The 18,358-nt window shown below is 59.6% G+C and carries 13 protein-coding genes and 6 tRNA genes; 8 read left to right on the top strand and 11 right to left on the bottom strand.

The window, feature by feature from the left end; genetic code table 11:
* Nucleotides 1-3: 3 nt before the first annotated feature.
* From INF35_RS13705 to INF35_RS02895, 3 genes are read right to left on the bottom strand one after another with little or no spacing between them, the layout of a single operon-like run.
* Complete coding sequence (locus INF35_RS13705) at nucleotides 4-372, bottom strand: hypothetical protein (protein WP_207728241.1); 369 nt, start codon at nucleotides 370-372, stop codon at nucleotides 4-6.
* A 58-nt stretch (nucleotides 373-430) separates the two neighbouring features.
* Entirely contained in the window at nucleotides 431-1,459 is a 1,029-nt protein-coding gene (locus INF35_RS02890; protein WP_328740315.1) for a HAMP domain-containing sensor histidine kinase, read from the bottom strand.
* A complete protein-coding gene (locus tag INF35_RS02895; RefSeq protein ID WP_193500029.1) occupies nucleotides 1,456-2,127 on the bottom strand; it encodes a response regulator transcription factor in 672 nt (223 codons plus the stop codon). The genes INF35_RS02890 and INF35_RS02895 overlap by 4 nt, the downstream gene beginning before the upstream one ends.
* Nucleotides 2,128-2,353: 226 nt before the next feature.
* Between INF35_RS02895 and INF35_RS02900 the strand changes: the two genes are divergently transcribed.
* The 8 genes from INF35_RS02900 to INF35_RS02935 all read left to right on the top strand — a co-directional run bounded on the left by INF35_RS02900 (nucleotide 2,354) and on the right by INF35_RS02935 (nucleotide 12,431).
* Nucleotides 2,354-3,325 carry an ABC transporter ATP-binding protein gene (locus INF35_RS02900; protein ID WP_193500030.1) on the top strand — a complete coding sequence of 324 codons (972 nt, stop codon included), beginning with the start codon at nucleotides 2,354-2,356 and terminating at the stop codon, nucleotides 3,323-3,325.
* A 3-nt stretch (nucleotides 3,326-3,328) separates the two neighbouring features.
* Nucleotides 3,329-4,192, top strand: a complete 864-nt coding sequence (locus INF35_RS02905) for an ABC transporter permease (protein ID WP_193500031.1) — start codon at nucleotides 3,329-3,331, stop codon at nucleotides 4,190-4,192.
* Nucleotides 4,192-5,640, top strand: a complete 1,449-nt coding sequence (locus INF35_RS02910) for a GldG family protein (RefSeq protein WP_193500032.1) — start codon at nucleotides 4,192-4,194, stop codon at nucleotides 5,638-5,640. The genes INF35_RS02905 and INF35_RS02910 overlap by 1 nt, the downstream gene beginning before the upstream one ends.
* On the top strand, nucleotides 5,627-7,030 hold the full coding sequence (locus tag INF35_RS02915; protein ID WP_193500033.1) for a DUF4340 domain-containing protein: 1,404 nt from the start codon (nucleotides 5,627-5,629) through the stop codon (nucleotides 7,028-7,030). The genes INF35_RS02910 and INF35_RS02915 overlap by 14 nt, the downstream gene beginning before the upstream one ends.
* Before the next feature lie 239 nt (nucleotides 7,031-7,269).
* Complete coding sequence (locus tag INF35_RS02920; protein ID WP_193500034.1) at nucleotides 7,270-7,968, top strand: LytR/AlgR family response regulator transcription factor; 699 nt, start codon at nucleotides 7,270-7,272, stop codon at nucleotides 7,966-7,968.
* 5 nt (nucleotides 7,969-7,973) lie between these two features.
* Nucleotides 7,974-8,636, top strand: a complete 663-nt coding sequence (locus tag INF35_RS02925; RefSeq protein WP_193500035.1) for a sensor histidine kinase — start codon at nucleotides 7,974-7,976, stop codon at nucleotides 8,634-8,636.
* A 92-nt stretch (nucleotides 8,637-8,728) separates the two neighbouring features.
* The gene (locus tag INF35_RS02930) at nucleotides 8,729-10,558 is read left to right on the top strand and encodes an ABC transporter ATP-binding protein (RefSeq protein WP_193500036.1); all 1,830 of its coding nucleotides are present in this window, start codon (nucleotides 8,729-8,731) and stop codon (nucleotides 10,556-10,558) included.
* Nucleotides 10,542-12,431 carry an ABC transporter ATP-binding protein gene (locus INF35_RS02935; protein WP_193500037.1) on the top strand — a complete coding sequence of 630 codons (1,890 nt, stop codon included), beginning with the start codon at nucleotides 10,542-10,544 and terminating at the stop codon, nucleotides 12,429-12,431. Before INF35_RS02930 ends, INF35_RS02935 begins: the two co-directional genes overlap by 17 nt.
* Before the next feature lie 189 nt (nucleotides 12,432-12,620).
* On the opposite strand, the gene INF35_RS02940 is transcribed toward INF35_RS02935, so the two are convergent.
* The 8 genes from INF35_RS02940 to INF35_RS02975 form a co-directional block, all read right to left on the bottom strand.
* Nucleotides 12,621-12,695: transfer RNA gene (locus tag INF35_RS02940), tRNA-Cys, on the bottom strand.
* Nucleotides 12,696-12,741: 46 nt separating this feature from the next.
* Nucleotides 12,742-12,817, bottom strand: a tRNA-Gly gene (locus INF35_RS02945).
* 34 nt (nucleotides 12,818-12,851) lie between these two features.
* A tRNA-Phe gene (locus INF35_RS02950) sits at nucleotides 12,852-12,927 on the bottom strand.
* Nucleotides 12,928-12,930: 3 nt separating this feature from the next.
* Nucleotides 12,931-13,007 (bottom strand) — tRNA-Asp (locus INF35_RS02955).
* A gap of 4 nt (nucleotides 13,008-13,011) precedes the next feature.
* Nucleotides 13,012-13,087, bottom strand: a tRNA-Val gene (locus INF35_RS02960).
* Between the two features lie 3 nt (nucleotides 13,088-13,090).
* Nucleotides 13,091-13,166: transfer RNA gene (locus tag INF35_RS02965), tRNA-Gly, on the bottom strand.
* Between the two features lie 217 nt (nucleotides 13,167-13,383).
* Nucleotides 13,384-13,902 carry a hypothetical protein gene (locus INF35_RS02970; protein ID WP_193500038.1) on the bottom strand — a complete coding sequence of 173 codons (519 nt, stop codon included), beginning with the start codon at nucleotides 13,900-13,902 and terminating at the stop codon, nucleotides 13,384-13,386.
* Between the two features lie 18 nt (nucleotides 13,903-13,920).
* Nucleotides 13,921-18,216, bottom strand: coding sequence for a PolC-type DNA polymerase III (locus INF35_RS02975; RefSeq protein ID WP_193500039.1), 4,296 nt, complete (start codon nucleotides 18,214-18,216; stop codon nucleotides 13,921-13,923).
* Nucleotides 18,217-18,358 lie beyond the last annotated feature (142 nt).

Below are 18,358 nucleotides of genomic sequence, written 5' to 3' on the forward strand. Positions count from 1 at the left end.
TCGTTAAGCGGCAGGAAGTTTTTCTTGACCACCGTTCAAGACGGCCACGGTCTCTGCAAAAGCATGGAGGTCAGATTCAGAAATGCCGGCAAGGTAACGGCTGCGATTTTGCCGCCTTTTACAGTTCTGCAAAAAGGTGAGGAAATTCTCTGACCTATTTAGAAAAAGGATTTCACAGTACGCAAAAGGCCGCGGTTCGCCTTCCGTATTGTATGAAATCGGGCTGTAATTGCAGCTGCCGTCCTTTTCCTGTGCGTCCCCGACTGCCGCCCGGCCGAAAATGCTGCCGCAAGGATGCCAACTCAGGAAACCACAGTTTTTCTGTGCGGGAGAATCCAGCCATTTGGGCCTAAGCCGCCAAAAGCCGGACAAGCCTTTCCTCCGAACAAGGGAAGGTTTGCCCGGCTTTTTCATGTTTGCCGGAATTCGGTCATCTCCCGGCATCGGGCAGCGTCAGGGTAAAGGTGCTGCCTTTCCCGATGCCGCTGCGTACGGTCACGCTGCCGCCGCTGAGTTCAACGATCCGGTGTACCAGAGCCAGGCCCAGACCGTTTCCCGCGTCAGTTCGGGAGGAATCCCCCTGGTAGAACTTATCAAAAATATGCCGCTGTTCCTCCGGGGCAATGCCAATGCCCTCGTCCCGGATGGTCACCGTGATGAGGGACGCCTCCCGGCTGCCGGTAATGAAGATGGCTCCCCCGTCATGGCTGAACTTGATGGCGTTGCCGATGAGGTTCATCCAGACATGCTCCATCATCTCGCTGTTGTTGTGGTAGGGCAGCGGCGGCAGATCCAGCTCAAAAATCAGGTGCCGGGGCGTCCACTGGCTTTCCAGACGCAGCACGCAGGTGCGGATCTGTTCATCCAGATCATAGTCGGTCTGCTCTCCCACCAGCTTCTGGGTCTCGTAGCGGGAGATGAGCAGTACATTGCTGGCCAGATGAGACAGGCGTTCCGACTCTTCTGCAATAAAATCCAGGTATTCCTTCTGCTGCTGGGGCTTGAGCCCGCCCCGGCGCAGACGCCGGGCAAAGCCCCGGATGGATCCGATGGGCGTCTTGAACTCATGGGAGAAGGTGTTGATAAAGTCGTTGCGCATCATCTCGGTGCTGCCCAGCTCGGCGGTCATCTGGTTGAAGCTGTGCAGAAGCTCCCCCATGTCCCCGGTTCCGTTTTCCTCCACCCGGACGGTATAGTCCCCCCGGGAGATGGACTTGGTGGCCTCTACCATGTCTTGAATGGGCTTTGCCGACCGGCGGCTGACAAAAGTAGCGATAGGCAGTGCCAGAAAAATGGAGGACAGCATGGGAATCCAGGGTGCCAGAAAGTGTCCGGACGGCAGAATCCGGTCGGCCAGGGGCATCCAGACAAACAGCGACACCAGTCCCGACAACAGGTTGCTCACCGCCACGCAGGCAACAAAGCGCCACCTGGTGGAGTCTCTTCCCAGCCCCCTCACAGCCGCACCGCCTTGTACCCCAGCCCCCGCACCGTGACGATGGCAAAGTCCCGGTTGCCCCGAAGCCGGTCCCGCAGGCGGTTGATGTGCACGTTGACGGTGTGTTCATCGCTGTCGGTGGCGGGGTCCCAGATCTCATCCATGAGCTGGCGTCGGGTGAAGGTTTTGTCCGGGCAGGAAAGCAGCTTGTACAGCAGCTGAAACTCCTTGCGGGGCAGCTCGGTCACATTGCCGTCCCACTCCACAGACAGATCGTCATAGACCAGAGTGGTGCCTCCCACCGTCAGCCGCCGGGCGCTGATGGCCTGGGCCCGGCGCAGCAGCGCCCCGATGCGCAGCAGCAGCTCCTCCTCATCGGCGGGCTTGGTCATATAGTCGTCGGCGCCCAGGCGCAGGCCCTGCTTTTTGTCCGCCATGGCCTCCTTGGCCGTGAGCACCAGCACCGGCAGCTGACTGCCCGACCTTCTCAGCCCGGACAGCAGGGCAAACCCGTCCAGCCGCGGCATCATCACATCCAGCACCATCAGGTCCACATGCTTCTGGGTCAGCAGGGCCAGGGCCTCCTGCCCGTCGGCGGCCAGCATGGGCTCGTAACCGGCATCTGCCAGGGTATCCTGCATCAGCCGGCGGGTACCTTTGTCGTCCTCCACCACCAGAATCCGAAACATCCGTGTCCGCTCCTTCCCGGTTTCATCTTATCTTTATGGTAGGGGCAAGCTGCGATGAACCGGTATGAAAACGGTGAAAATTCTTAGAAACCTTTGTGACCGGTCTCAAAACTTGACCGGAAGTTGATATTCGCCTCCTATACTTTCCTTGAATTGCAGATGCAATCCGCATTACTCAGGAAAGGATGGATTTCCATGAAAAAGACTCTGTACAAGGAGGCGCACGATGATATCCGTTGAGCATCTGACCAAATATTACGGCAGTTTTCTGGCGGTGGACGACATCTCCTTTGAGATCGACAAGGGACACGTCTACGGATTTCTGGGCCCCAACGGCGCCGGAAAATCCACGACCATGAACATCATGACCGGTTGCCTCTCCGCCACGTCGGGGCATGTCCGCATCGACGGCCACGACATCTTCGACGAGCCCGACAAGGCCAAGCGGCAGATCGGCTACCTGCCCGAGCATCCGCCTCTTTACATGAGCGACTCCCCGCTGGAATACCTGCGCTTTGTAGGGGAGGCCAAAGGGCTGCACGGTACCGAGCTGGACCGGCAGATCGACGAGGTCATCCACAAGACCGGCATTGCGGGGGTCAAAAACCGCCGCATCTCCAACCTGTCCAAGGGCTACCGCCAGCGCGTGGGCATCGCCCAGGCACTGCTGGGCAATCCCCGGGTCATCATTCTGGACGAGCCCACCGTGGGCCTGGACCCTTTGCAGATCATCGAGATCCGGGACCTCATCAAGGAGCTGGGCCAGACCCATACCGTCATCTTCAGCTCCCACATTCTGTCCGAGGTCCAGACCATCTGCGATGAGATCCTCATGATTTCCAAGGGCAAGCTGGTGGCCTTCGACACCCCCGCCAACCTGGAGAAAAAGCTGCTGGCCCCCAACGAGATCCGCCTGACCACCGACGCCAATCCCGACCAGCTGCGGCACATTCTGGAGAAGGTCCCCGCCATCTCCCGGCTGACGGTGGAGGAATCCTCCGGCCGGTGGACCGTCGCCCGCATCAACACCGACCGCCGGGACATCTATGAGCTTTCCCGCGCCATCTATCTGGCCTTTGCCGCCGGGGACAAGGTGATCCTGGAAATGGCCCTCAAGAAGGGCACGCTGGAGGATGTCTTTATCGAGCTGACCGAGTCCAGCACCAACGAAAAGCCCGCCGGGCAGAAGGAGGCGTAAACCATGGTTGCTGTATTCAAGCACGAACTGCGGATGTATTTTCAATCGCTGACCGCCTACGTCTTCGGCGCGTTTCTGCTGGTGATCGTGGGCATCGGCGCCATGCTATACAACCTTCAGGCTGCCGTGAGCAACTTTGAGTATGTGCTCAGCTTCAGCAGCATCATCTATGCGGTGATCGTCCCCATCCTGACCATGCGGGTCATCGCCGAGGAACGCCGCCAGAAAACCGACCAGCTGCTCTACTCCCTGCCCATCTCCACCGTGGAGGTCATTGTGGGCAAGTATCTAGCCCTTCTGACGGTGTTTGTCCTGCCGCTGTGCCTCATTGCCGTCTACCCGGTGATCTTTGCCCAGTACGGTGAGGTCTACCTGCCCACCTCCTACGGCTCGCTGGTGGCCTTCTTCCTCGTGGGTGCCGCCCTCATCGCGCTGGGAGTCTTTATCTCCTCTTTGAGCGAAAACCAGGGCTTTGCGGCGGGCATCGGCGTGGCAGCCATCCTGCTCAACTACTTCAGCGTCACCCTGTCCGAGTATGTTTCCTCCACCGCCATCGGCTCCGTGGTAGCCCTCTTTGTCCTGGCCGCCGGGCTGGGGCTGCTCATCCATTATCTGACCCGCAACGACAATCTGGCCTGCGGCGTGGGGATCACCCTCATGGCGGCGGTGGTCATCGCCTACCTGGCAGACAGCAGCCTGTTTGAGGGCCTTCTGCCCGAAATCATGACCGCCCTGTCCCTGTTTGAGCGGCTGGACGTGTTCGTCAACGGCGTGTTCGATCTGACGGCCGTTGTGTATTATCTCTCGGTGGCTGTGTTCTTCCTGTTTTTGTCGGTGCAGTCCCTGGAAAAGCGGAGGTATAACTGATGAAACACACAAACAAGCCCAAAACTTCCGCCCCCATCCGCAGTCAGGTGGCCCTGATGGGCGGTTCCTACTCGCTGATCATTTCCGCCGTGGTGCTGGCGCTGCTCATTGTGGCGAACCTCTTTGTTTCCGCCCTGCCCACCCCCCTGACTAAGTACGACATCAGCTCCACCAAGCTCTACTCCATCACCAGCAACACCAAGGTGGTGGTCAATGCCCTGCAGGATGATATCACCATCTACTGGATCGTGCAGGCCGGTGAGGAGGACGATGTCATCGAAAACCTGCTGGGCAAGTATGAGAGCCTCTCCGACCACATCACGGTGGTCAAGCGCAACCCCGACGTTTACCCCACCTTTGCCGAGCAGTACACCGATGAGGACGTGCCCAACAACAGTCTGGTGGTGGAGTGCGGTGACCGCTACCGATACATCAGCTACAATGACATCTATGTAGCCGAGTCCAACGTCTACTCCTACAGCTACACCACCTCCTTTGACGGGGAGGGCGCCATCACCTCGGCCATCGACTATGTGACCACCGAGGACCTGCCCCAGCTCTATGTGCTGGAAGGCCACGGCGAGGCCGATTTGCCCTCCACCTTCTCCGACCAGCTGGAAAAGGAAAACTACGAGGTCAACACCCTGTCCCTGCTGACGGTGGACGAGGTGCCCGCCGAGGCTGACTGCATCCTGATCTACGAGCCTTCCACCGACCTGTCCGACGAGGAAGTGACCATGCTCACCGACTATGTGACCGGCGGCGGCAAGCTGATGGTCTGCGCCGGTCCCACCGAGAACGGCACCCTGACCAACCTGTACAGCCTGCTGGAAACCTATGGCGTCACCACCGCCGACGGCATTGTGGTGGACGGCGACCGGGAGCATTACCCCTTCGGCATGCCCTACGTGCTGATGCCCGATCTGGCCAGCAGCGACATCACCGACTCGCTGATGGAGGAGAACTACTACGTCCTCATGCCCATCTCCCAGGGGCTGACGGTGGGGTCCTCCTCCGGGGCGACAGTTACCTCGCTGATGACCATCTCGGACTCCGCTTACAGCAAGGTTGCCGGTTACAGCCTGACCACCTATGACAAGGAGGACGGCGACATCGACGGTCCCTTCACCGTGGCGGTGAGCATTGAGGACGAGAGCGGCGGCCAGATCGTCTGGTTCAGCTCCTCCGACTTCCTGGACGACATGTACAATGCCTACTCCTCCGGCGCCAATGTGGACCTGGCCATGAACTCGCTGTCCTGGCTGGTGGGCGAACGGGAAGCCATCGCTATCCGCTCCAAATCCCTCAACTACAATTATCTGACCATCAGCGACTCCACCTCCTCGGTGCTCAAGGGCCTGATGATCGGGGTCTTCCCCCTGGCCTATCTGGGCATCGGCATTGCAGTGATTCTGAGGAAAAGGAAGGTGCAGAATGAAACGGTATAGACGCATTTTGATCCTGCTGGGGGTACTGGCCGTAGCCTGTGCAGCCACCTTTGCCGTCAGCCGGTACGAGGAATACAAGGAGGAAATTGCCAACAGCGATGAGGTCATTCTGGAGATTCCCACCGACAGCGTGACCACCCTGTCCTGGACCATCGGGGACGAGACACTGGCCTTCCACAAGGACGAGAGCTGGCTCTACGACGAGGACGAGGCCTTCCCCGTGGACGACGAGAAAATTGAATCGCTGCTGTCCCAGTTTTCCGAATTCGGCGTATCCTTCATCATCGAGAATGTGGAGGATTACGGCCAGTACGGCCTGGACGATCCCGAGTGCACCATCGACATTGCCACCGCCGAGCAGAGCTACGAGATCAAGCTGGGCGATTTCAGCCAGATGGACGAGCAGCGGTATGTGGACATCGGGGACGGCAACGTCTACCTTGTCTCCACCGACCCCATGGACGCCTACGACGTGGAACTGAGCGACCTGATCCTCAATGACGAGATTCCCACCTTTGACGAGGTCTCCCACATCACCTTTGCCGGGGCCGAGAGCTACACCGTCACCTATGAGGAGGACAGCGGCAAGAGCTATTCCGACGACGATGTTTACTTCAACCCCGAAGGCCAGCCGCTGGATACCAGCCTGGTGAACAGCTATCTCACCGACCTGTCCGGCGTGGACCTGTCCGAGTATGTGACCTACAACGCCACCGACGAGGAGCTGGAAGAGTACGGCATGCACGACCCCGAGCTGACCGTGACGGTGGACTACACCACCACCGACGAGGAGGTCTACGGCACCGTTGTGGTCAGCATCGCCCGTGCGCCGGACGACCGTGCCACCCTGGAGACCGCCTCCGACGACGAGGATGAGGAGACCGACACCTCCGACATCACCGCCTATCTGCGGGTGGGTGAATCGCAGATCATCTACAAGCTCTCCGGTGACGACTTCACCGCCCTGATGGATGCCTCCTACGACGCGCTGCGCCATCAGCAGGTGTTCTGGGGCGACTTTGATACCGTCACCCAGGTGGACATCACGCTGGAAGGCGAAAGCCACACCCTCACCGCCAGCGGCGAGGGCGACGACCGTACCTGGTCCTATAACGGCAGCGAGGTCGATCTGACCGACTTTACCGACGCTCTGGATGCCCTGACGGCTGACAGCTTCACCCAGGAAGCCGCCACCGGCCAGGAGGAGATCAGTCTGACGCTGCATCTGGACAACGAGAACTTCCCCACTGTGACCATTCAGATCACCCGCTACAACGGCGAACTGTGTCTGGCATCGGTGGACGGCGAGAGCGTCTGCCTCGTCAGCCGCGCCGACGCCATGGACCTGGTGGAAGCGGTGCAGACCATCGTGCTGGGACAGAGCGAATAAGCTCTTTTCCTAGATTGCCTGCCGGAAGCAGATCATCCGCAAATCAGCCGATCTTTCGATCGGCTGATTTTTTATATGTCCGTACCGGCAGAATCCGCTTTTCCAAATGGGTTATTGCGCCGGGGCCCTCCCTCCCCTTCTTGCTACCTTCCCTCCTTCAGGCGTATAATAACAGACGAAAGTCCCTGCAAATGGTTTTTATCGGGGACTGCTGCTGTTTTCTGGAAAGGGAATTGTGTATGAATCTGAGCATTGCCGTCTGTGACGATGCAGCCACCGACCGGGACTATCTGCAAGCCATGGTCCGGCGCTGGGCCGCCGGGCGGGAGCATACCATACAGCTGGCGCTGTATCCTTCTGCCGAAAGCTTTCTTTTTCACTATGCCGAGGACAAATCGGTGCAGATTCTGCTTCTGGACATTGAGATGGACAAAATGGACGGCGTCACCATGGCCCGGACGCTGCGAAAAGACAACGACGCCGTGCAGATCGTCTTCATCACCGGATACTCCGACTACATTGCCGACGGCTACGAGGTGGAGGCCCTCCACTACCTGATGAAGCCGGTGGACGAGGCCAAGCTCTTTGCCGTGCTGGACCGGGCTGCCGAAAAGCTGCGCAAAAACGAGCGTGTGCTTACGCTGGAACTGTCCGGGGAGACGGTGCGGCTGCCCGTCTATCAGATCCGTTGTGCCGAGGTGCAGGGCAACTACGTGACCATCCATACCAAGGCCGACTATACCGTCAAGATGACGCTGAGCGAGCTGGAAGCCCGGCTGGACGACAACTTCTTCCGGCTGGGACGGTCGGCGCTGGTGAACCTGGGCTGTGTGGCCCGGGTGACCCGCACCGCCGTGACGCTGAACGACGGCAGCATCCTGCCGCTGCCCCGGGGCGCCTATGACCGCATCAACCGGGCCATCATCAACAGGGGGTGAGGAATATGGGATTTTTCTCCCGACGCATTGACCGGGAGCTGGCCGCCTACCAGCGGGAGCTCATCGACACCCACTACCAGGAAGTGGAGAACATGTACCGCCAGATTCGCGGCTGGCGGCACGACTACCGCAATCACATCCAGGTTATGAAGGCCCTGGCCGCCAACGGCGACCTGGCGGGCATCCAGGCCTATCTGGACGAGCTGGACACCGACCTGAACACGGTGGACACCGTCATCAAGACCGGCAACGCCATGGCGGATGCCATCCTGAACAGCAAGATCTCCCTGGCCAAGTCCCGGCACATCCAGGTCCAGGCGGACGCCCACATCCCCGTCAAACTGCGCATGTCGGAGCTGGATCTCTGTGTGATTCTGGGCAACCTCTTTGACAATGCCATTGAGGCAAGCCTCTCCCTGCCGGAGGATCAGCGCCTGATCCGCGTCTACATGGACATGAAAGGCACCCAGCTCTACATCAGTTTCACCAACTTTACCGCCACCGGCAAACAGCACAAGCTCGGGCGGCGGTTTGCCACCACCAAGGGAGCCGGACACGGCTTCGGGCTGGTGCGCATCGACAACATCATCGACCGCCTGGACGGCTACCTCAGCCGCAACAGCGAGGACGGGGCCTTCACCACCGAGATCCTGATTCCTCAGGTATGATGCAGTTCGTCCCCCAAAACCTGCAATTCGTCCCCGGAATGCACCGGGGACCTTTTGTTATGTTAGGGTAAAGACAAGAGGTGAACACATTTATGAAGCAATCTCAAAAGCCAACATACAACACCCTGCAAAATGTGGGCTACATGCTGGGGCTGTCCCGGCGGCACTATCCCAGCATTCCCTATCTCTGCCTGGCAATGGCCGCAGTTACAGCGGGCGGAAGCATCGCCCAGCTGCTGATCGTTCCCGCCGTGCTGCGGCAGGTGGAGGTCCACGCCCCGCTGGCCAGTCTGGTGACCGCAATTGTATTCTTCGGCGCGGTGCTGTTCCTGCTTTACGGACTGAAAGCCTATCTCAAGGAGGTCGTCAGCACCAGCCGGGGGAATCTGCGGCTTCTGATGGTGACAAAAATTTCCGACAAGATGGCCCGGACCTCCTTTCCCAACACGCTGGACACAGAATTTGAAAATCGGGTGGAGCGTGCCCTCGTCTCCTGCCAGTCCCCTGCCTCCCCCACCGAGGCGGTCTGGGCCACCCTCACCGATATTCTCACCAATCTCATCGGCTTCGGGGTGTACCTGGCTCTGCTGTCCGGGCTGCATCCCCTGTTGCTGGCGGTGGTGGCCGTCACCACGCTGGCGGGCTATCTGTTCAGCCACCGCATCAACCAGTGGGTCTACCAGCACCGCAAGGAGGAGGACACCTATCAGGGACGACTGAATTATCTGCTCCGCACCTCCACTGACCGCTCCTATGCCAAGGACATCCGCATTTTCGGGCTCAAACCCTGGATGGATGCGGTGTGGAGCAAAGTCATGCGGCTGTATCAGGATTATCTCCGGCAACGGCAGCTGCACTATCTCTGGATCGACGTGATCGATCTGGTGCTCACCGTCGCCCGGGACGGCATTGCCTACGCCTATCTGATCTGGCTGGCGCTGACGGAGGGCCTGCCCGCCTCCCAGTTTCTGCTCTATTTCTCGGCGGTCAGCGGCTTCACCCAGTGGGTGGCCGGGATTCTGGACAAGATCAGCGAGCTGCACCGCCAGTCGCTGGAGCTCTCCCTCTTCCGGGAAACGCTGGACTGGCCGGAGACCTTCCGGTTTGAGGATGGCAAGCCTCTGCCCTCCACCCCCGACATGCCCTGTGAGATCCGCTTTGACCATGTCTCCTACCGCTATCCCGAGGCAGAGCAGGACACCCTGCACGACATCTGCCTCACCATCCATGCGGGGGAAAAGCTGGCCATCGTCGGCCTGAACGGTGCGGGCAAGACCACCCTGGTCCGGCTGGCCTGCGGCTTCCTGGACCCCACCCAGGGCCGGGTGCTTCTCAACGGGCAGGACATCCGACAGTACAACCGCCGGGATTACTACGCTCTCTTCTCGGCCGTATTCCAGGACTTTTCCATGCTGGAGGCCAGCGTGGCGGAGAACGTGGCCCAGCGGGTGGAGGGCATCGACACCGACCGGGTCCGGCAGTGTCTTGACCAGGCGGGCCTCACCGAGATGGTGCGCAGTCTGCCCCAGGGGCTGGACACCAAGCTGGGCCGCAAGGTCCACGAGGACGGCACCGAGCTGTCCGGCGGTCAGACCCAGCGCCTGATGCTGGCGAGAGCCCTCTACAAAAACGGGCCGGTGCTGGTTCTGGATGAGCCCACCGCCGCCCTCGACCCCATCGCCGAGGATGACATCTACCAGAAATACAACCGTATGACCGCCGGGCGGACTTCCCTGTTCATCAGCCACCGGCTGGCATCCACCCGGTTCTGCGACCGGATTCTCTTCATAGAACACGGCCGCATCACCGAGCAGGGCACCCATGAAAGCCTTTTGGCCGCGGGCGGCGGATACGCCGGCCTGTTTGCGGTACAGAGCAAATACTATCAGGAGGGAGACAGCGAAGATGAGCAGGCAATCTGACAAGAGCAAATGCACCCGCTTCGTCCCTGCCTGGCAGCTGAATCTGCGGGCCTGGAAGATGATGTTCCGGGAAAGTCCCGGTTATTTTGTCTCCAACCTGGCCAGCTCGGTCTGCGAAGCCCTGGCCCCCTATGCGACCATCCTGCTGTCGGCACAGATCCTCAGTGAGCTGGCAGGCAACCGCGACCCCCAGCAGCTGGCCTTCTGGGCGGGGCTCACGGTGGCTGTTACGGCACTTCTGGCCCTGGCGGGCGGCGCGCTCAAGCAGTGGTCCGGCTACGAACGGGACAGCCTGGATGTCCAGCGGTTCAAGTGCGTGGCCGACAAGATGACGGTGATGGACTATGCCGAGCTGGACCGTCAGGAGGTCTACGACCACTATTCCCAGGTCCAGCAAAACGACAACTGGCGTGGCGTTGGCCTGAATGAGGCGATGCGGCTCTTCCCCGATTTCTGCAAGTCTGTGGTACAGGTGGCAGGCGGCATCGGCCTGACCCTGACGCTGTTCTTCACCGATCTGCCCGCGGGCAGTCCCCTGGCTTTCCTCAACAGTCCCCTGTCCATGCTGCTGATCCTGGCCGCCATGGTGACCGCTGTGCTGGCTTCCTCCGCCTGCAGCAGCAAGGCCATGCTGCTGACAAACAGCAATGTGGAACTGATCCGGGAGGCCAACCGCTATTCCAATTTCTACGGCATCATGGCCCTGGAACATGTGCGGGCCGCCGACCTGCGCATCTACCGCCAGCAGGAAAACGTCTGCCGCCACTATATGGACTCCTTTACCGCCCGGTTTCTGGGGGTGGATGGTCCTCTGTTCGCCACAGCCCGGGGGCCTGTGGGCCTCCTGATGGGCCTGTCCCAGGCGCTTTCCGCCCTGCTGACCTGTGCCGTCTATCTGTTTGTCTGCCTAAAGTCCTGGGGCGGTGCCTTTGACGTAGGGCTGGTCACCCGGTATGTGGGCTCCGCCACCCAGCTGTTCGGCGGCATCTCGCTGCTGCTGCAAACCCTGGGCGAGATCCGGGCCAACGGGGAGTTTCTGGAAGTTCTCTTCCGGCTGCTGGACCGTCCCGACCGGATGTACCGGGGCAGCCTGACCACCGAGAAGCGCTCCGACCGCAACTATCAGGTGGAGTTCAAGGACGTATCCTTCCGCTATCCCGGCACCGACCGGTGGGCCCTGCGCCATGTGAATGTGAAGTTCCGCATCGGCAGCCGTCTGGCCGTGGTGGGACCCAACGGCAGCGGAAAGACCACCTTCATCAAGCTGCTCTGCCGCCTGTACGACCCCACCGAGGGAGAAATTCTCTTGAACGGCATCGACATCCGCAAGTACCGGTATGAGGATTACATGGACATCTTCTCGGTGGTCTTCCAGGACTTCCGGCTGCTGGCCCTGCCTCTGGGCGAGAACGTGGCCGGTGCCGCTGACTACGACCGTGCCCTGGCTGAGGGCTGTCTGCGGGGCGCAGGGTTCGGGGAACGGCTGGATGCCATGCCCAAGGGGCTGGACACTGTTTTGTACAAAGAGCTGGATCAGGACGGCGTGGAGGTCTCCGGCGGCGAGGCCCAGAAGATTGCCATTGCCCGGGCGCTGTACAAGGATGCTCCCTTCATTGTGCTGGACGAGCCCACCGCGGCCCTGGACCCCATTGCCGAGGCGGACATCTACGCCAAGTTCGACGCCATTGCCGGGGATAAAACAGCCATCTACATCAGCCACCGGCTTTCCTCCTGCAAGTTCTGTGATGCGATCGCGGTGTTTGATGGCGGTTCCATCGTTCAGACCGGCTGTCACGAAAACCTGGTTGCCGATGAGACCGGCCTCTATCACCGGCTGTGGCAGGCCCAGGCACAGTATTATACCAAAGAATAAGAAAAGCGCCCGACGGGATACGCCGGGCGCTTTTTCCTGTTGCTCGCTCTGTCCAATGGACTCTGCCCTGCCGGACGGTTTGCCCAGGCAGGATGTGTTCTCTTCCGGGAAGGGCGGTTCCGCTGAGCGGCGACATTGGCAGTATGCAGAGACAAAAAAAGTGACCGCTTTTGAAAGCGATCACTTTTTTGGAGGTGACGACCAGATTTGAACTGGTGAATGAGGGTTTTGCAGACCCTTGCCTTACCACTTGGCCACGTCACCATATTAGTGAAAAACCGGCTTGGAAGCCGGTATTTCACTGTTTTTCTGGAGCGGCCGACGAGGCTCGAACTCGCTACCTCCACCTTGGCAAGGTGGCGCTCTACCAGATGAGCTACGGCCGCATATTGTACCCTTTGACCCAAGGGTACGTGGGTTTGGTGCCTCCGATCGGAATCGAACCAATGACACGGGGATTTTCAGTCCCCTGCTCTACCGACTGAGCTACAGAGGCGTATGGCGACCCGGATCAGGCTCGAACTGACGACCTCTAGCGTGACAGGCTAGCGTTCTAACCAACTGAACTACCGGGCCACGATGGTGGGAGTTAACGGACTCGAACCGCTGACCCTCTGCTTGTAAGGCAGATGCTCTCCCAGCTGAGCTAAACTCCCAAATGGAGCGGCCGACGAGGCTCGAACTCGCTACCTCCACCTTGGCAAGGTGGCGCTCTACCAGATGAGCTACGGCCGCATGATGGAGAGTTTAGCGTTGTCAGCTCTCTCCGGGCGACGTGTGTTATTCTATCGCATTTACCTGGAAATGTCAACCCTTTTTTTCTCTATTTTTTAAGTTTTTTTCAGGGTTTTCAAAATGCGTCGAGCTCACGTCTATTTTGTCTCAAAAAAGTTTTGAATTTTCCGAATTTCTTCCGCTTTGGCTGCCGGAATCTTGTCCCCCGGCCACAAAATTATTTTTCCCCTCCGGGCAAAAATTCATGCAGGTCCGCCACACTGATGACATCCGCCGCCAAGACAAACAGCAAAATAGCATGGGTGCGGTAGCGGCGATCGTCCAGCAAGCCCTGCCGACGGATCAAGCGCAGGGCGGCAAGGCCGTACATAGAGGATGGCAGCAGCATCACGTACCCCACCAGCAGCAGCGCCGGAACCAGCACAAGGCCCACCAGCGTGATGGCCAATATAAGTGTTGTCAGAAACAGCAGCAGATAAAAGGGAATCAGGCTCAGCTTGACCCGCCGGGTCCAGCGCAGCAGTTCCCTGCCGTCGCCCTCCCCTGCGGACAGGCGCAGCGCATTTGCCGTTGCGGGCACGCATACTCCCGCCAGCATGAGCACAAGAAGCAGGCAGACGCCTGCCGGGCCGTCGCCCGACAGACCGCCCGCTACCAGATACACCGCAACCGACGCCGCCACAAACAGATAGGGCGCCGCCATCAGACAGTAAAAAGGCCACTTGGATCGGATCATTGGGTCTCCTTTGCTGTATCACATATTGAAGAAACTGACCTGACTGGTATCGGGCAGGTCACCCAGTGCCCCCACATCGCGGAGCTTTTCCATAATGGCGCCGGACACACCGCTGGCCTGCTGCAGTTCCTCGATGGAGATATACTGCTGGCCGTGGATCGTCGCCTTTTCCAGGGCAATGGCTGCCGTTTCGCCTACGCCTTTCAGCGCGGTGAAGGGCAGGCGCACCATGTCATTCTCCACGATATACTTGCTGGCGTAGCTCTTGCCCAGCTCGATGGGCAGGAAACGGTAGCCGCGCTGGAGCATCTCGTTGACCAGCTGCAGGCTGACCAGCATATCCTCGTCCTTGGCGTTCTTCTCCTCTTTCAGGCGCTGGTTGATCTCCCGGATATGGTCCTGCGCCACACGGATTCCGCCGATGGCTGCCTCGTAATCGATGTCCTCGCCGCGGACGGTAAAGTACACCGCATAGAATACCGGCGGATGGTACACCTTGAACCACATCAGACGGATAGCCGCCATCAGGTAGGCGACGGCGTGAGCCTTGGGGAACATATACTTGATCTTGCGGCAGGACTCGATATACCAGTCGGGAACGTCATGCTCCCGCATGGCTTCCTCCCAGCCGGGCTGGAAGCCGCCCTTTGCCACTTTGCCCTTACGCACAGCCTCCATGATGTCAAAGGCCATCTTGGGCTCCAGGCCCTTGCGCAGCAGGTACAGCATGATGCTGTCACGGCAGCCGATCACTTCCGAAATGGTGCAGGTCTTGTTGCGGATGAGCTCGTCGGCGTTGTTGGTCCAGACATCGGTGCCGTGAGAAAGGCCCGAAATCTGGATCAGGTCGGAGAAGCTCTTGGGCTGGGCTTCCAGCAGCATGCCGCGGACAAAATTGGTGCCCATTTCCGGGATGCCGAAGGTGCCCGTCTGGCTGCCGATCTGCTCCGGTTTGACGCCCAGCGCCTCGGTGGAGGTCAGCAGGCTGATGACCTTGGGGTCGTTCATGGGCACCGAATCGATGGGGATGCCCGAGTACTCCTCAAAGTATTTGTAGAAGGTAGGAACATCGTGGCCCAGCTCGTCCAGCTTGAGCAGCGTGTCATGCAGGTACTTAAATTCGAAGTGGGTGGTCAGCAGGCCGCCCTTGACATCATCGGCGGGGTGCTGGATGGCGCAGAAGTCGTAAATGTCGAAGGTATCCGGGACGACGACCATGCCGCCGGGATGCTGGCCGGTGGTGCGCTTGACGCCGGTACAGCCGATGCACAGGCGGTTTTCCTCGGCGCGGTTGACGGTGCGGCCCCGCTCCTCCAGATACTTCTTGACATAGCCGTAAGCGGTCTTGTCCTGCAGACCGGAAACGGTGCCCGCCTTAAAGACGTTCTCCTTGCCGAAAAGCTCCTCGGTATAGCGGTGGACGTTGGACTGGTACTCGCCCGAAAAGTTCAGGTCGATATCCGGTTCCTTGTCGCCGTAGAAGCCCAGGAAGGTCTCGAAGGGGATGTCGTGGCCGTCCACGATCATGGGATGGCCGCAGACCGGGCAGGTCTTGTCGGGCAGGTCGAAGCCGTCCGCAATGCTGCCGTCGGTGATCCATTCGCTGTGCTTGCACTCGGGGCAGAGATAGTGGGGCGGCATGCTGTTGACTTCCGAAATGCCGGAGAAGTGCGCCACAGCGGACGAACCGACGGAGCCACGGCTGCCCACCTGGTAGCCGCCTGCATTGGAGAAAGCCACCAGCTTGACCGCAATGACGTACAGAACCGCGTAGCCGTGGCCGCAGATGGAGTCCAGCTCCTTTTTCAGGCGCAGGCGCAGAATCTCAGGCACAGGGGTGCCGTAGTCCCGCGTGGCGTGCTTCCAGGTGGCCTCGCGCAGCTGGTCCTCGGCGCCTTCGATGGAAGGCGGATAGGTCCCCCTGGGGATGGCCCGCAGATTGCCGTCGATGGCGGCGGCGATCTTGTTGGGGTTTTTGACCACGATCTCGTAGGCCTTCTCCTTGGGCAGGTAGCCGAAGGCGTCCAGCATATCGGGGGTGGTCCGGTAATACAGCGGCGCCTGATGGTCGGCATCCTTGAAGCCGTTGCCAGCCTGCAGCACCGCGCGGTAGATGGAATCCTCCGGCTCCTGAAAGTGCACGTCCCCCGTGGCGATGACCGGCTTGTGCAGTTCCTCACCCAGTTGGATGACGGTACGGTTGAACTCCATCACTTTCTCAATGGAGTCCACCTGGCCGTTGCGGACCATGAACTCGTTGTTGCCCAGGGGTTGGACCTCAAGGAAATCGTAGTAATCAGCGATTTTGAGCAGTTCCTCGTGACTCTTGCCTGCCACAATAGCCCTGTAAAGTTCGCCGGCTTCACAGGCGGAGCTGAGCAGCAGACCCTCCCGATACTTGTTGAGCAGACTGCGGGGCACACGGGGCTTTTTGAAGAAATACTGGGTGTGCGCCGCACTGACGATGCGGTACAGGTTTTTCAGGCCGATCTGGTTTTTGACCAGAATGATGAGATGGTAGTATTTCTTTTTCAGAACCTCTTTGTTGCCGCCCAGGCCGGTGTTGACGGCGGCAACGCTGTGGATGTCCTTCTCGTCCAGGTCCTCCAGCATCTTTTCAAAGATGCGAGCCAGCGCCATGGCATCGTCCACAGCGCGGTGGTGGTTGAAGGGCGGGATCTCCAGATGCTTGTTGATGGTATCCAGCTTATAGTTGTGCAAGCCCGGGAACAGTGCCTGGGCCATGGGCAGGGTATCCAGGTAGGTGTTGTCAAAGCGGACGCCTGCCTTCTCCCCCGCCTTGCGGATGAACAGCATATCAAAGCCGTTGGCGTTGTGGGCCACCAGAATGGACTCGCCGCAGAACTCCTTGAACTGGCGGATGGCTTCCTCCGGTGTGGGGGCATCGGCCACCATGGCGTCGTTGATGCCGGTCAGCTCCACCACCCGGGCGGGGATGGGCTTGCCGGGATTGACAAAGGTGCAGAAGGTCTTATCGGTGATGCGGCCGTTTTCCACGTAGACAGCACCGATCTCGGTGAGGGCTTCGGTGTTGGCATTGAGGCCGGTGGTCTCGGTATCGAACACCACAAAGCTGCCGGACAGCGGCTGGTCGGCGGGTCCATAGACGGCAGGGATCATGTCGTCCACAAAGTAGGCCTCACAGCCGTAGATCAGCTTGAAGTCCGGGTCTTTTTTATGGATATCATCAGTGGCCAGCATGGCTTCGGGATAGCCCTGGCAGACACCGTGGTCGGTGATGGCAATGGCCCGATGGCCCATGCTGTGGGCCAGGCGCACAATCTTGCCGGGGTCACAGAAGCCGTCCATGGAGCTGGACTTGGTATGCAGGTGCAGCTCAACGCGCTTTTCGCCCTCAGGAGCCTCGTCCTGGCGCTGACGGCGCTCCACCTGCAGAATGTCGTAGGGATAGAGCACATAGTCATGCTCGTATTTGTCGTAACTGTAATCACCGCGGATGATGAAGGTGGTGCCCGGCTTGATGGACTCCCATTTGCTCATGTCCTCGCCGTCGTCCCCCAGCATCTTGACGCTGACCGAACCGGTATAGTCGGTGATGGAGGTAAAGTAAATCTTGCGGCGGTTGCCCTTGACTTCGGTGGCAAACACATCGCCCCAGACGGTGATCTTGCCGCCGTCGCCCAGGTCGTTGAGAGGGCGCAGGTCGGCAGGCTTGAAGTATTTGCCGTGGAACACCTTGACCGGCTTGTCGGTGAGGTCCAGGCCTTGCACCTGGATGGGCGGCAGGTCTTTCTTGGCCTCAAACTTGACGGCAGGTGTCTTGTTCTGAACGTACTTTTCAAACTCCTCCGCCGAGACAGTCTTGCCGCTGGCCACCATGCGGACGATGGGCAGGGTCCCGGTGCGTTCCTGGATGCGCTCGGCCAGGCGGCGGGGAAAGTCGATGCTCTCCAGAATGTTCATGCCCGCCGCCACATGCACCGTGATGCCGTCCGGTTCGATACTGATGGGCGACTTGTCCAGAAAGCCGTTGACCGGCAGGCCCTCGCTTTTCAGCTCCTCAATGAGGGTGCGGGCCGCTTCCGGCGTGATGTTGCCGTAATTGAAATAATTTCTGAGGGTCAGTTCATAGCCCTCGAACACCGGTTCCAGAGACGCAAAAAGCCGCCCGCACATGGCGCCGTCCAGCGGCTCCGAGCTGCGCAGGCAGATGATGACCTTGCGGGCGGTGCGGTACAGTTCGACTCGATCGACCAGCACCTGCCCGAAACTGGCGTTGAATTGAGCATCGGCCGTAAACTGCGGCCAAACCTGTGTGACAAAGGGTTTCAAGGTATCTCCTTTTTTCTGTGAAGGGGGTTCTGTATTCCGGGGATTTTCTATTCCGGTTATTTGCCAAACTGCGGTTTTCCTCCCCCGCCTCTCCCGAGGTCCAGAGGGAGGAAAACCGCTATTCTATGTATGTTTTCCAAAG

It is taken from the genome of Gemmiger gallinarum (assembly GCF_014982805.1).
GTDB classification, from domain to species: Bacteria; Bacillota; Clostridia; order Oscillospirales; family Ruminococcaceae; genus Gemmiger; species Gemmiger gallinarum.

What these genes read in the sequence shown, in the direction of transcription:
- INF35_RS02935 (WP_193500037.1), top strand. Translation starts at nt 10,542, where the DNA reads ATGAGCAGGCAATCTGACAAGAGCAAATGCACCCGCTTCGTCCCTGCC.
- INF35_RS02895 (WP_193500029.1), bottom strand. Translation starts at nt 2,127, where the DNA reads ATGTTTCGGATTCTGGTGGTGGAGGACGACAAAGGTACCCGCCGGCTG.
- INF35_RS02930 (WP_193500036.1), top strand. Translation starts at nt 8,729, where the DNA reads ATGAAGCAATCTCAAAAGCCAACATACAACACCCTGCAAAATGTGGGC.
- INF35_RS02970 (WP_193500038.1), bottom strand. Translation starts at nt 13,902, where the DNA reads ATGATCCGATCCAAGTGGCCTTTTTACTGTCTGATGGCGGCGCCCTAT.
- INF35_RS02900 (WP_193500030.1), top strand. Translation starts at nt 2,354, where the DNA reads ATGATATCCGTTGAGCATCTGACCAAATATTACGGCAGTTTTCTGGCG.
- INF35_RS02925 (WP_193500035.1), top strand. Translation starts at nt 7,974, where the DNA reads ATGGGATTTTTCTCCCGACGCATTGACCGGGAGCTGGCCGCCTACCAG.
- INF35_RS02910 (WP_193500032.1), top strand. Translation starts at nt 4,192, where the DNA reads ATGAAACACACAAACAAGCCCAAAACTTCCGCCCCCATCCGCAGTCAG.
- INF35_RS02915 (WP_193500033.1), top strand. Translation starts at nt 5,627, where the DNA reads ATGAAACGGTATAGACGCATTTTGATCCTGCTGGGGGTACTGGCCGTA.
- INF35_RS02920 (WP_193500034.1), top strand. Translation starts at nt 7,270, where the DNA reads ATGAATCTGAGCATTGCCGTCTGTGACGATGCAGCCACCGACCGGGAC.
- INF35_RS02905 (WP_193500031.1), top strand. Translation starts at nt 3,329, where the DNA reads ATGGTTGCTGTATTCAAGCACGAACTGCGGATGTATTTTCAATCGCTG.